Source organism: Streptomyces sp. NPDC015032 (assembly GCF_043080425.1).
Lineage (GTDB): Bacteria > Actinomycetota > Actinomycetes > Streptomycetales > Streptomycetaceae > Streptomyces.
On record NZ_JBIBVN010000014.1, the window covers coordinates 134094 to 147885 of the forward strand.

Genomic DNA, 13792 nt, shown 5'->3' on the forward strand with positions numbered 1-13792 from the left:
TCCGTCACGGACATAGCAAGGGGTGCGGGACCGGGCCGCGGCGGTGCGCGGACGGGTCCGGAGGCTTCCGGGGCACGGCGGAGACTTCCCGTCGGACCGCGTCCGACGGGGTGGCCCGGGGCACTAGATTGATGACTTCGGGCGCGTGCGCCCGGAGTTACCGGTCGGCGCTGGTCAGGGGACGAGGGACAGCACATGGACACCGAGGGCACGTACGACTCACGCAGCACCCGCTCGGGTCCACCGGTGCCGCGTCCGGCCGGTCCGCCACCGCCCCAACTGCCCCCGAGGCCGGGATACGCCCCCACCTCCGGGCCCTCCCTGGGGGACTGGCTCCGCACCCCGAGGCCCGCCGCGGAACCCGGTGTCTGGCGGCTCGGCCATGCCGACCGGCCCGCCGAGGAGAAGGAGCGCACCCCGGACCGCACGCTGGTCAGCGGCGCGGTGATCTCGCTGCTGGCCTGCATCCTCGTCTGGTCGCTCTGGCGCAACAACTACATCCCGTACTGGCGGGTCCCACTGAAACTGTTCACCCCCGGCGACTGGTGGGGGCCCTTCGGCGACGAGCCGCAGACCCGGGGCGCGGTCCGCGCCCTCGACATCTACCGGCTGCTGATCCTCGGGGGCCTCGTCTACGGATTCGGCCGGCTGGGCAACTGGCCGGCGGCCTTCGAGCGCTGCGTCGCCGCCAGGGGCGCCGCGGCACGGGCGGGCGGTGCGGCGGTCGGTGCGCTGCTGGTCTGGACCCTCGTCTGGAACGGGACCGTGCCGGGGATGGGACTGGCCTTCGGCCTGGTTCCCGGCTCCTGGCTGGGCCCCGACCAGCCGATGTCCCCGGTGATCAGCTACGGGCTGTACGCCCTGCTCACCCTGGTGATCGTGTGGCCGTTCGCCCGGCTGGGGCGCTGGGCCGAGGCATGGCGCCGCAGCCGGTCCCCGCAGACGGCACCCGGCCGCGACGGCCGCGACGCGGCGAAGCCGGACGGGCCCGCCGGCCCGGACGCCGTCATCGAGGGCGGCGAGGACGACCCGGCCGAATGGCCCGACCTGCGCGCGGCGGGACAGCACCAGGCCGCCGCCAAACTCGCCGGGGAGACCCGGTCCGGGCGGATGAACGATGTCGACTACGCCCGCATCCGCCGTGCCTGGACATCCGTACGCGCCGACCACGCCCGGCTCTCCGCCTTCACCGACACCGTGCTCCGCAACGGTTCCGCCGCCTGCACCCATCCCTCGGGCGCACGTGACCTCCCGGTCCGCGCCGCCCGGCACGATCTGCTGGTCCAGCAGGTCCGGCTCGGCACCGTCGAGGACGGCGAGCGCAACCCGTACGCCCGCCGGGGCAGCGGCATCGCCCTCGACCCCGGGCTGCTGGGCACGTCCCTGCTCGCCGTCGGACCACCCGGAGCGGGCAAGAGCCGGGCCCTGATCCGGCCCGTCGTCGAGTCCCTCGCTCTCCAGGCGCTCGCCGGACAGGCCGCCGTCGTCGCCGTGTGCGCCACCGGTACCCAGCTCGGCGGCGACCAGGGATTCGATGTCGTCATCAAGATCGGCGACCCGTCCTCCGTGCACGACCTCGACCTGTACGGCGGCACCACCGACCCCGACGAGGCCGCGGCCGTCCTCGCCGACGGCCTCGTCGGTGACCTCCCCGAGGTGGACGGCCGACGCGCCGCCACGGCCCTCGCCCAGCTCCTCGGCCCCTTCCGGACCGCCCACGGCCGCTTCCCCTCCGTACCGGAACTGCGTGAACTCCTGGACGGTGTACCCGAGGCCCTCGCCGCTCTGCGGGAGGCGCTCGACGCGGCAGGACACCCCGGAATGCGGCGCGAACTCGACGGCCGGGCCCGCCAGTCCGGTGCGCCCGGTGACCCGGGCCCGGCGCTCGCCGACCGGGTGGCACTGCTCGACCGGCCCGCCTTCACCGAGTTCTTCGACACCACGGGCAGGACCCGCCCCTTCTCGCCGCGTGCCCTGGAGCACCCGCTCCGGGTCCGCATCGATCTGCCCGAACGCGGCCACGCCGAGGCCTCCCGGGTGCTGGCCCGCCTGATCCTCGCCCAGTTCACCGCGAGCGCCGCCGCCCGTGCCGACCGCTCCCTCTTCGCCTGCCTGGTCCTCGACGACGCCACCCACACCCTGACCCCCGACACCGTCCGCGGAATCCAGCGGCTGCGCTCGGCGCACGCCGGGGCCGTACTCACCCTGCGCACCCTCGACGACGTGCCGGAGCAGTTGCACACGGCGCTGCTCGGCGCGGTCGGCTGCCGGATGGCGTTCTCCGGAATCACCACGTGGGACGGGAAGAAGTTCGCCGAGGCCTGGGGAACGGAGTGGGTCGAGACGCGCGACGTCACCCAGCGCACCGTCTTCGCCGACCAGCCGATGACCCGGGCCATCCACGCCTTCCGCAAGCTGGTCACCGGCAAGGCCGTCACCACGGACGCGGTGACCGTGCGGCAGGTCGAGCGGGAACGCTGGTCGGCCTCCGAACTGGCCCACCGGGTACCGGCCGGACACGCCGTGCTGTCCCTGACGACCGTACGGGGGGAGCACGCGCCGCCGCTGCTGGTGGACCTGAGCGGCTGAGCGGTACGGGAGCGGGGTCCGCGTCACGAGAGCGATTACCCCGGACCCTGCCGCCCTGGCAGAATCGAGAGGCGCCGTTCATACGGGACGGCGAAAATCGACTCTCTGAGGTCCCACGGTCCCCATGCCCCCCACTCTCGCCTCGCTCGTCCAGCATTCGGCGCTCAAACTCACGGTGCGTGCGGGGGCGGACCGGGTCGACACGCCCGTCCGCTGGGCGCACGCCAGCGAGCTGGCCGACCCCGTCCGCTACATGGAGGGCGGCGAACTCCTGCTCGTCACCGCCACCAACCTCGACGCCGGGAACCCCGAGGCGATGCGGCGCTACGTGCGGCGGCTGGCCGGAGCCGGGGTCGTCGGACTGGGCTTCGCCGTAGGCGTCCACTACGACGACGTACCGCAGGCCCTGATCGACGCCGCCGAGGAAGCGGGACTGCCGCTCCTCGAAGTGCCGCGCCGCACCCCGTTCCTCGCCATCGCCAAGGCCGTGTCGTCGGCGATCGCCGCCGATCAGTACCGGGCGGTGACCGCGGGGTTCGAGGCCCAGCGGGAGCTGACGAAGGCCGCGCTCTCGGGCGACGGCCCCGGCGAGCTCCTCGCCCGGCTCGCGGCCCATGTCGACGGCTGGGCCGCGTTGTACGACCCCTCCGGTGCGGTCGTCGCCGCGGCCCCCGAGTGGGCCGCCCGCCGCGCCGCCCGGCTCACCCCCGACGTGGAGCGGCTGCGGGAACGGCTCGCCCCGGCCAGCATGGTCGTCGGCGACACCGAGGACCGGGTCGAGCTCCAGTCCCTGGGCACCGGCCGCCGGGTCAGGGGCGCGCTGGCCGTCGGCACAGGTGCGGCACTCGGCACCGCCGAGCGGTACGCCGTGCACTCGGCGGTCGCCCTGCTGACCCTGACCACCGCCCGCTCCCGGTCCCTCCAGGGCGCGGAGCAACGGCTGGGCGCGGCGGTGCTGCGCATGCTGCTCGCCGGCCAGCCGGACCACGCGCGGGCCGTCGCCGGAGATCTGTACGGGGGGCTGCTCGACGCCCCGTTCCGGCTGCTCATCGCCGAGGCGTCCGCCCCCGCGACACCGGCGGCGCTGGGCGAGGTGATGGAGGCGGCGGCCTTCCGGACCGGCGAGGCTCTGCTGGCCGTGCCCGAGGGCGAACGACTCGTCGTCCTGGCCGCGGACGGCGGAGCCGCGGTGGCTGCCTGCGCGGCGTTCACACAGGCGCAGGAGGCCCGATCGGAACGGCCCCCGCGCGAACCGGGGACGGCGGAGGAGGGCCAGGTGGTCGTGGGCCTGTCCGCGCCGGCGGGCCCCATCGCCGTCTCCGCCGCGTACAAGCAGGCCGAACAGGCCCTGTCGGTGGCCCGCCGCCGGGGCAGGGCGCTGGTCGAGCACGAGGAGCTGGCGACCGGTTCGGTGCTGCCGCTCCTCGCGGACGACGCGGTACGGGCCTTCGCCGACGGAATGCTCCGCGCCCTGCACGAGCACGACGCCAAGGGCCGCGGCGATCTGGTCGCCTCACTGCGGGCGTGGCTCTCCCGCCACGGCCAGTGGGACGCGGCAGCGGCCGACCTGGGCGTGCACCGCCACACCCTGCGCTACCGGATGCGCCGGGTGGAGGAGATCCTGGGCCGCTCCCTGGACGATCCGGACGTCCGGATGGAGCTGTGGCTGGCCCTGAAGGCGACGAGCTCCCCGCCGACGCCCTGAGAGCCTGTCGGGTGACCTCTGATCGGGCGGCCACGCCCTGGCACGCACGCTTCCCGCGTTGCCGAAATGCCCAAGTAGCTCCTTCCTCAAGCTCTCAGCTTCGTTCGAGCAGGGGAGACCCCATCCCAAGCTCTCGGCTTCGTTCGAGCTGGGGAGACCCCATCCGAGGACATCCCGGCGCCTTGGAATCGCACGCACCAGACCGCGTCCGCTACCCGATCGAAGGTCACTCGACAGGCTCTGAGGGCCGGGCACCCCGTCGGCGCCGTACCCGCCGCCGCAGGACCGGGCGCCTTCCGCCGGTACCGGGCCGCTGCCGCTGCCGGAAGGCCACGCGATCCCGGTCGTCGCCCGGAGCCGTACCCCGCCGGGGACCCCGCGCCCCCGCCCGCACCGGCGCATCCGACAAAGCGGCGTGTCCCCGCCCGGTTCTGCTCCATGCCGGACAAACGCCAAGGCGGTCGCGCGGCCCTACGGTGGGGGCACCACACCCCACGTCTTCGAAGGGCCGGAACCTCCATGACCTCCACCCACGCCTTCTGGCTCGCCGGCCGCCAGGCCACCGGCGAGGACAGCTTCGACGTCACCAACCCCTGGGACGGCCGTCTCGTCGGCACCGTCAGCGTGCCGACCGACGCCCAGATCGAGGAGGCCGTCGCGGCCGCGCACGCCGTGCGCGAGGAGTTCGCCGCGACCCCGGCCCATGTCCGGGCCGCCGCGCTCGACCACGTCGTACGGCGCCTGGTGGAGCGCACCGAGGAGATCGCCCAGCTGATCTCCGCCGAGAACGGCAAGCCCATCAAGTGGGCCCGCGGCGAGGTCGGCCGCGCCGTCTCCGTGTTCCGGTTCGCCTCCGAGGAGGCCCGCCGCTTCAACGGCGGCGACGCCCAGCGCCTCGACACCGACCCGGGCGGCACCGGCCGTCTCGGCCTGACCCGGCGCTTCCCGCGCGGCACGGTCCTCGGCATCGCGCCGTTCAACTTCCCGCTGAACCTGAGCGCCCACAAGGTGGCCCCGGCCATCGCCGTCGGTGCCCCGATCATCCTGAAGCCCGCCCCGGCCACCCCGATCTCCTCGCTGATCCTGGGCGAGCTGCTGGCCGAGACCGACCTGCCGGCCGGTTCGTGGTCCGTGCTGACGGTCCCCAACGACCGGATGCCCGCCCTGGTGCAGGACGAGCGCCTGCCCGTCATCTCCTTCACCGGTTCCGGCCCCGTCGGCTACTCGATCATGGAGTCGGTGCCGCGCAAGCACTGCACCCTGGAGCTCGGCGGCAACGGCGCGGCGGTCGTCCTCGGCGACTACGCCTCCGACGAGGACCTGGACTGGGCCGCGAACCGCATCGCGACCTTCTCCAACTACCAGGGCGGCCAGTCCTGCATCTCGGTGCAGCGCGTCATCGCGGACGCCTCGGTCTACGACCGGCTCGTCCCGAAGATCGTCGCGGCCGTCGAGGCCCAGGTCACCGGCGACCCGTCCGACGCCGCCACCGACGTCGGCCCGCTGGTGAGCGAGGACGCCGCCAAGCGTGTCGAGTCCTGGGTCGACGAGGCCGTGCAGGCCGGCGCCCAGCTCCTCACCGGCGGCAAGCGGGACGGCGCCACCTATGCGCCGACCGTGCTCGCCGAACTCCCGGACGGCGTCACCCTCTCCGGCGAGGAGGTCTTCGGACCGGTGCTGTCCGTACAGAAGGCGGATGGCGAGGCCGAGGCGTTCGCCGCGGTCAACTCCTCCAAGTACGGCCTGCAGGCAGGTGTGTTCACGCACGACCTGCAGACCGCCTTCCGCGCCCACCGTGCCCTTGAGGTCGGCGGCGTGATCATCGGCGACGTCCCGTCCTACCGCGCGGACCAGATGCCGTACGGCGGCGCCAAGCAGTCCGGCGTCGGCCGCGAGGGCGTCCGCTACGCCATGGACGACTACACCTACGAGCGCGTGCTGGTCCTCACCGGCCTCGCCCTGTAGTCCGCGAACAGGATCGAACCGATCCACCAGCGCCGCCTGTGATCCGCCTGGACAGCACGACAGCAGGCGGCAGACGAACGGCCGGAGCCCACTCTGTGCGGGGGCTCCGGCCGTTCCTGCTCCACCCGGCCCCGACCACCCCGGCCCCGCCGTGTCACCGCGGGGCTGTCCAGTGGAGTGGCTCCCGACCCGATCGGCGTCCGGGGGATGGTGGGAGTGCCCGGAATCGGGTACATCAGGACACGTAGCACCGGTTGGTACGGCTCGGCAGGCGCCATGCGCTCCGCGCGGACCGGCCGCGTCCGCCCACCCCACAACGCGGCGAGGTGAGCTCCTCATGTCCGCACCATCCGCACCGAAGAACACGCCCAGGGTCACCGAGCGCGAAGCGCGCCAAGTGGCCGAGGCCGCGCGCGAACAGGACTGGCACAAGCCAAGTTTCGCCAAGGAACTCTTCCTCGGGCGCTTCCGTCTCGACCTGATCCATCCGCATCCGCTGCCGCCGGCGGACGACGTCCGGCGCGGCGAGGCGTTCCTCGCCCGGCTGCGCGACTTCTGCGAAACCAGGATCGACAGCGCCCTGATCGAGCGCGAGGCCAGGATCCCCGACGAGGTGATCAACGGCCTCAAGGAGCTCGGCGCGCTCGGGATGAAGATCGAACCGAAGTACGGCGGCCTCGGTCTGACCCAGGTCTACTACAACAAGGCCCTCTCCCTCGTCGGCTCCGCCAGCCCCGCGATCGGCGCGCTGCTCTCCGCCCACCAGTCCATCGGCGTACCGCAGCCACTGAAGCTCTTCGGCAGCCAGGAGCAGAAGGACGCCTTCCTGCCCCGGCTGGCCAGCACCGACATCTCGGCGTTCCTGCTCACCGAACCGGACGTCGGCTCCGACCCGGCCAGGCTCGCCACCTCGGCGGTCCCGGAGGGAACGGACTACATCCTCGACGGTGTGAAGCTGTGGACGACCAACGGTGTCGTCGCCGACCTGCTCGTCGTGATGGCCCGCGTCCCGAAGTCGGACGGCCACAAGGGCGGTATCACGGCGTTCGTCGTCGAGGCGGACTCCCCGGGCATCACCGTCGAGAACCGCAACGCCTTCATGGGCCTGCGCGGCCTCGAGAACGGCGTCACCCGCTTCCACCGGGTCCGGGTCCCGGCCGCGAACCGCATCGGCCCCGAGGGTGCCGGGCTCAAGATCGCCCTCACCACGCTCAACACGGGACGGCTCTCGCTGCCCGCCATGTGCGTCGGCGCCGGGAAATGGTGCCTGAAGATCGCCCGTGAGTGGTCGGCGGTGCGCGAGCAGTGGGGCAGGCCGGTCGCCCGGCACGAGGCCGTCGGCGCCAAGATCTCCTTCATCGCCGCCACCACCTTCGCGCTCGAAGCGGTGGTCGACCTCTCCTCCCAGATGGCCGACGAGAACCGCAACGACATCCGGATCGAAGCGGCTCTCGCCAAGCTGTACGGCTCCGAGATGGGCTGTCTGATGGCCGACGAACTGGTCCAGATCCGGGGCGGCCGGGGCTTCGAGACAGCGGCGTCCCTCGCCGCCCGCGGCGAACGGGCCGTCCCCGCCGAACAGCTCCTGCGCGACCTGCGGATCAACCGGATCTTCGAGGGCTCCACCGAGATCATGCACCTGCTGATCGCCCGTGAGGCCGTCGACGCCCACCTGAAGGTCGCCGGGGACATCATCGACCCCGACAAACCCCTGTCCGCCAAAGCGAAAGCGGGCGCGAACGCGGCCGGCTTCTACGCCCGCTGGCTCCCCAAGCTCGTCGCGGGGCCGGGACAACTCCCGCGTACGTACGCGGAGTTCAACCCGTCCGGCCACCCGGACCTGTCCACCCACCTGCGCTACGTCGAACGCTCCGCCCGCAGACTCGCGCGCTCCACCTTCTACGCCATGTCGCGCTGGCAGGGCCGGATGGAGACCAAGCAGGGCTTTCTCGGCCGGATCGTCGACATCGGTGCGGAACTCTTCGCGATGAGCGCCGCCTGTGTCCGCGCCGAACTGCTGCGCTCCTGCGACGACCACGGCCGCGAGGCCTACCAGCTCGCCGATGTGTTCTGCCGCCAGTCCCGCGTCCGGGTCGAGGAACTCTTCACCCGTCTGTGGTCCAACACCGACGACCTGGACCGGCGCGTGGTCGACGGCGTCCTGTCCGGTACGTACACCTGGCTGGAGGACGGCATCATCGATCCGAGCGGCGACGGTCCGTGGATCGCCGACGCCACCCCGGGCGCATCCGTCCGGGACGACGTCCACCGGCCCGTTCGCTGACCCGCGGGCCGACCGGACGGGCGCGCGTCCACTCGTCGGGCGTACCCCGCCCGTCCGGGCGGGGTACGCCGGGATGCGAGCCGTGACCGGCTGCGGTTCGCCGGAGGCCGGGTACCGGATCTCCGACAGCGAAAAGTGCTGGGGCAGGGACTGGCTGCCGTACCCGGAACACAGCGCCGAGAAGAAGACCCTGGGCGCCCACCTCGTGACCAGGTGACAAAGCGACCGTCCCCCGGGGCCGGATTTGCCGGTGACCGGGACGCACTGTCCACACCCACAGCCGATGCGGCAACAATGGGGGGCATGAGCGACAGCCCTGTCCCCCTCGCCGACCCGCACCTCGTCTTCGACGCAGTGGAAGGCTGCCGGGATCTCGTCATCCTCGGCTCCACCGGTTCCATCGGTACCCAGGCCATCGACCTGGTGCTGCGCAACCCCGAACGCTTCCGTGTCACCGGGCTCTCCGCCGCGGGCGGACGGGTCGCCCTCCTCGCCGAGCAGGCGCGGCAGCTGCGGGTGCGCACCGTGGCCGTCGCCGCACCGGACGCCGTCCCGGCCCTCCGGGAGGCACTGCGCGCGCAGTACGGGACGGGCGAGCCGCTCCCCGAGATCCTGGCCGGGCCCGAGGCCGCCACCCACCTCGCCGCGAGCGACTGCCACACCGTGCTCAACGGAATCACCGGCTCGATCGGTCTCGCCCCCACGCTCGCCGCGCTCGAAGCCGGCCGCACGCTCGCCCTGGCCAACAAGGAGTCGTTGATCGTCGGCGGCCCGCTGGTGAAGGCGCTCGCCGAGCCGGGCCAGATAATCCCGGTCGACTCCGAGCATGCCGCCCTCTTCCAGGCACTCGCCGCGGGCACCCGCGCCGACGTACGCAGACTCGTCGTCACCGCGTCCGGCGGCCCCTTCCGGGGACGCACCAGGAGCGAACTCGTGCAGGTCACCCGGGAGGAGGCCCTCGCGCACCCGACCTGGGCCATGGGACCGGTCATCACGATCAACTCCGCCACCCTGGTCAACAAGGGACTGGAGGTCATCGAGGCGCATCTCCTCTACGACATTCCGTTCGACCGGATCGAGGTCGTGGTCCACCCCCAGTCGTACGTCCACTCCATGGTCGAGTTCACCGACGGTTCCACCCTCGCCCAGGCCACGCCCCCGGACATGAGGGGCCCCATCGCCATCGGCCTCGGCTGGCCCCAGCGCGTGCCGGACGCCGCCCCCGCCTTCGACTGGTCGAAGGCGTCCACCTGGGAGTTCTTCCCTCTCGACGACGAGGCCTTTCCGTCCGTGGGACTGGCCCGCCACGTCGGTACGGTCGGCGCCACCGCCCCGGCCGTGTTCAACGCCGCGAACGAGGAATGCGTCGACGCTTTTCTGGCGGGACAGCTGCCGTTCAACGGAATCATGGATACGGTCACGGCGGTGGTGGCCGAACACGGAACCCCCGCCACGGGAACTTCGCTCACGGTCGCAGACGTCCTCGAAGCGGAGACCTGGGCACGCGCCCGGGCCCGTGAACTCTCGGCGAAAGCGACAGCGGAGGCGCGCGCATGAGTATTTCGACGGTCCTGTTGACGATTCTGGGGATCGTCGTCTTCGTCATCGGGCTGCTGTTCTCGATCGCATGGCACGAACTGGGGCACCTGTCGACCGCGAAGCTCTTCGGCATCCGCGTCCCCCAGTACATGGTCGGCTTCGGACCGACGATCTGGTCGCGGAAGAAGGGCGACACCGAGTACGGAATCAAGGCCATCCCGGCCGGCGGCTACATCCGTATGATCGGCATGTTCCCGCCGGGACCGGACGGGCGCCTGGAGGCGCGGTCCACATCACCGTGGCGCGGCATGATCGAGGACGCCAGGTCCGCGGCCTTCGAAGAGATCGAACCGGGTGACGAGAAGCGCCTCTTCTACACGCGCAAGCCGTGGAAGCGCGTCATCGTGATGTTCGCCGGACCGTTCATGAACCTGGTCCTCGCCGTCGCGATCTTCCTCGGTGTGGCGATGTCCTTCGGGTTCCAGACCCAGACGACCGAGGTCGCGGGCGTCCAGCAGTGCGTGATCCCCCAGAGCGAGAACCGCGACAGCTGCAAGAAGTCCGACGCGGTCTCGCCCGCGCAGGCAGCGGGACTCAAGAAGGGCGACAAGATCGTCGCCTTCGACGGCCAGAAGGTCGACGACTGGGCCACGCTCTCCGAAAAGATCCGTGAGACCACCGGTCCCGCCACCATCACCGTCCGGCGCGACGGCCAGGAGAAGACCCTCCACGCCGTGCTGAAGGAAAACGCGGTGGCGAAGAAGGACTCCAACGGCGACGTGGTCGAAGGCGAGTACGTGACCGCCGGCTACCTCGGTTTCGCCGCCCAGACCGAGATCGTGCCACTGTCCTTCGGTGATTCGGTCGTCCGCATGGGAGACATGATCGAGAGCGGCGTCGACTCGATCATCGCCCTCCCGTCCAAGATCCCCGAACTGTGGGACGCAGCCTTCGGCGACGGCCCGCGAGCGGCCGACTCCCCGGTGGGCGTCGTCGGCGCGGCGAGGATCGGCGGCGAGGTGATGGCGCTGGACGTACCGGCGCAGAACCAGATCGCGATGATGCTGTTCCTGCTGGCAGGCTTCAACCTCTCGCTGTTCCTCTTCAACATGCTGCCCCTGCTCCCGCTCGACGGCGGACACATCGCCGGGGCGCTCTGGGAGGCCCTGCGCCGCAATGTGGCGCGCGTCTTCAGGCGCCCCGACCCGGGCCCCTTCGACGTGGCCAAGCTGATGCCGGTCGCCTATGTCGTCGCGGGCGTCTTCGTCTGCTTCACCCTGCTGGTGCTGGTGGCCGACATCGTCAATCCGGTCAAGATCTCCTGATCTCCCGGTCGGCCCGGTGCACGGAGGGTGACGGCCCGGAATACGGACTGTGTCCGGGCTGCTGCCGCTGCGCGGCACTCCCGCACGCGGTGTGCTCCGGGCCGCCGCCGGTGCCGTAACCTCGAAACCCGGAGCCCGCCGATCTCGGGACCTTGATCCACACCTTGGGGATGCTCAGCGCATGACTGCGATTTCTCTCGGAATTCCGTCCGTTCCGACCAAACTCGCCGACCGGCGGGTCAGCCGCAAGATCCAGGTCGGGTCGGTGGCGGTGGGCGGGGATGCGCCGGTGTCGGTGCAGTCGATGACGACGACGCGTACGTCGGACGTGGGTGCGACGTTGCAGCAGATCGCCGAGCTGACGGCGTCGGGCTGTCAGATCGTGCGGGTGGCGTGTCCGACGCAGGACGATGCGGATGCGTTGGCGACGATTGCGAGGAAGTCGCAGATCCCGGTGATCGCGGATATTCATTTCCAGCCGAAGTATGTGTTCGCGGCGATCGATGCGGGCTGTGCGGCGGTGCGGGTGAATCCGGGGAACATCAAGCAGTTCGACGACAAGGTGAAGGAGATCGCGCGGGCTGCGGGGGATGCGGGTACGCCGATCCGGATCGGTGTGAACGCGGGTTCGCTGGATGCGCGGTTGCTGGCGAAGTACGGGAAGGCGACTCCGGAGGCGTTGGTGGAGTCGGCGCTGTGGGAGGCGTCGCTCTTCGAGGAGCATGGTTTCCGGGACATCAAGATTTCGGTGAAGCACAACGATCCGGTGGTGATGGTGAATGCGTACCGTCAGCTGGCTGCCCGTTGTGACTATCCGTTGCATCTGGGTGTGACGGAGGCGGGTCCGGCGTTCCAGGGGACGATCAAGTCGGCGGTGGCGTTCGGTGCGTTGCTGTCGGAGGGGATCGGGGACACGATCCGGGTGTCGTTGTCGGCGCCGCCGGCCGAAGAGGTCAAGGTCGGTATCCAGATTCTGGAGTCGTTGAATCTGCGGCAGCGGCGGCTGGAGATCGTGTCGTGTCCGTCGTGCGGGCGGGCGCAGGTGGATGTGTACAAGCTGGCGGATCAGGTCAGTGCGGGTCTTGAGGGCATGGAGGTGCCGTTGCGGGTGGCCGTGATGGGCTGTGTCGTCAATGGTCCGGGTGAGGCCCGTGAGGCGGATCTGGGTGTCGCGTCCGGCAATGGCAAGGGGCAGATCTTCGTGAAGGGCGAGGTCATCAAGACCGTGCCCGAGTCGAAGATCGTCGAGACGCTGATCGAAGAGGCCCTGAAGATCGCCGAGCAGATGGAGAAGGACGGCATCGCCTCGGGCGAACCCGAGGTCTCCGTCAGCTGAACCACGACCTGCACGACCGCGCCCCGCCGGGAGGAACACCGCCCGGCGGGGCGCCGCCGTGAGCGGCCTCACGGGGCGGTCCGGGCGCCGATCCCGGGGCCGGGCGGCACGCATGGGCCTCTTTGGGTACAGTGCGGAAATCAGCAGACCGCATGGTGAGGCCCCCTCGTGTTGACGCAGACCACCACCCGGGTCCTCGAACCCAGCGACTTCGGCGTCGCTCTCGCCATCCTGGAGAGCGAGCCCGTCGCCAACGCCTTCGTGGCTGCCCGGGTCCGCATCGCAGGTCTCGATCCATGGCGTCTGGGCGGCGAGATGTGGGGCTGGTACGCCGACGGCCGACTGCGCTCGCTGTGCTACTCGGGCGCCAACCTCGTACCGATCTGCGCCACCCCAGAGGCGGTCAGGGCCTTTGCCGACCGCGCCCGCCGGGCCGGCCGCCGCTGCTCCTCGATCGTCGGCCCCGCGGAGCCCACCGCCCAGCTGTGGCGGCTGCTCGAACCCGGCTGGGGCCCCGCCCGCGAGGTCCGGGCCCATCAGCCGCTCATGGTCACCGAGGGCCTGTCCGCCGAGGTCGCTCCCGACCCCCTGGTCCGCCGCATCCGCAAGGACGAGATGGACGTCCTGATGCCGGCCTGCGTGGCGATGTTCACCGAGGAGGTCGGCATCTCCCCGCTCGCGGGCGACGGCGGACTCCTCTACCAGGCACGCGTCGCCGAACTCGTCGGCTCCGGCCGCTCGTTCGCCCGGATCGAGGACGGCAAGGTCGTCTTCAAGGCGGAGATCGGCGCGGCCACCCCGCAGGCCTGCCAGATCCAGGGCGTCTGGGTCGCTCCCGAGCACCGCGGCCGGGGACTCTCCGAGACCGGCATGGCGGCGGTCCTGCGCTACGCGCTGGCCGACGTCGCACCCGTCGTCAGCCTGTACGTGAACGACTACAACACCCCCGCGCGCAGGGCATACGCCAGGGTCGGCTTCCGCGAGGCCGGCGCGTTCATGAGCGTGCTGTTCTGACCGGTGCCGGCCGGTGCCACCGACCCGTACCACCC

9 protein-coding genes are annotated in these 13792 nt (G+C 71.4%); all 9 read left to right on the forward strand.

What is annotated here, in order from left to right; translation table 11 throughout:
• The first annotated feature begins 195 nt into the window (after nucleotides 1-195).
• The 9 genes from ACF08M_RS21340 (at nucleotide 196) to ACF08M_RS21380 (ending at nucleotide 13757) form a co-directional block, all read left to right on the forward strand.
• Nucleotides 196-2589: an ATP/GTP-binding protein gene (locus ACF08M_RS21340; protein ID WP_392186811.1), complete on the forward strand. Its 2394-nt coding sequence runs from the start codon at nucleotides 196-198 to the stop codon at nucleotides 2587-2589.
• 124 nt (nucleotides 2590-2713) lie between these two features.
• Entirely contained in the window at nucleotides 2714-4294 is a 1581-nt protein-coding gene (locus ACF08M_RS21345; protein ID WP_392186812.1) for a PucR family transcriptional regulator, read from the forward strand.
• 519 nt (nucleotides 4295-4813) lie between these two features.
• Nucleotides 4814-6259 (forward strand): aldehyde dehydrogenase family protein, encoded by a 1446-nt coding sequence (locus tag ACF08M_RS21350; RefSeq protein ID WP_392186813.1) that lies wholly within the window; start codon nucleotides 4814-4816, stop codon nucleotides 6257-6259.
• A gap of 337 nt (nucleotides 6260-6596) precedes the next feature.
• A complete protein-coding gene (locus ACF08M_RS21355; protein WP_392186814.1) occupies nucleotides 6597-8543 on the forward strand; it encodes an acyl-CoA dehydrogenase family protein in 1947 nt (648 codons plus the stop codon).
• Between the two features lie 73 nt (nucleotides 8544-8616).
• A complete protein-coding gene (locus tag ACF08M_RS21360; protein WP_392186815.1) occupies nucleotides 8617-8760 on the forward strand; it encodes a hypothetical protein in 144 nt (47 codons plus the stop codon).
• An 86-nt stretch (nucleotides 8761-8846) separates the two neighbouring features.
• On the forward strand, nucleotides 8847-10100 hold the full coding sequence (dxr, locus tag ACF08M_RS21365; protein WP_392186816.1) for a 1-deoxy-D-xylulose-5-phosphate reductoisomerase: 1254 nt from the start codon (nucleotides 8847-8849) through the stop codon (nucleotides 10098-10100).
• Nucleotides 10097-11407 carry a M50 family metallopeptidase gene (locus ACF08M_RS21370; RefSeq protein ID WP_392186817.1) on the forward strand — a complete coding sequence of 437 codons (1311 nt, stop codon included), beginning with the start codon at nucleotides 10097-10099 and terminating at the stop codon, nucleotides 11405-11407. The genes dxr and ACF08M_RS21370 overlap by 4 nt, the downstream gene beginning before the upstream one ends.
• A gap of 181 nt (nucleotides 11408-11588) precedes the next feature.
• Nucleotides 11589-12743, forward strand: coding sequence for a flavodoxin-dependent (E)-4-hydroxy-3-methylbut-2-enyl-diphosphate synthase (gene ispG, locus ACF08M_RS21375; protein ID WP_392186873.1), 1155 nt, complete (start codon nucleotides 11589-11591; stop codon nucleotides 12741-12743).
• Between the two features lie 168 nt (nucleotides 12744-12911).
• Complete coding sequence (locus ACF08M_RS21380) at nucleotides 12912-13757, forward strand: GNAT family N-acetyltransferase (RefSeq protein ID WP_392186818.1); 846 nt, start codon at nucleotides 12912-12914, stop codon at nucleotides 13755-13757.
• Nucleotides 13758-13792 lie beyond the last annotated feature (35 nt).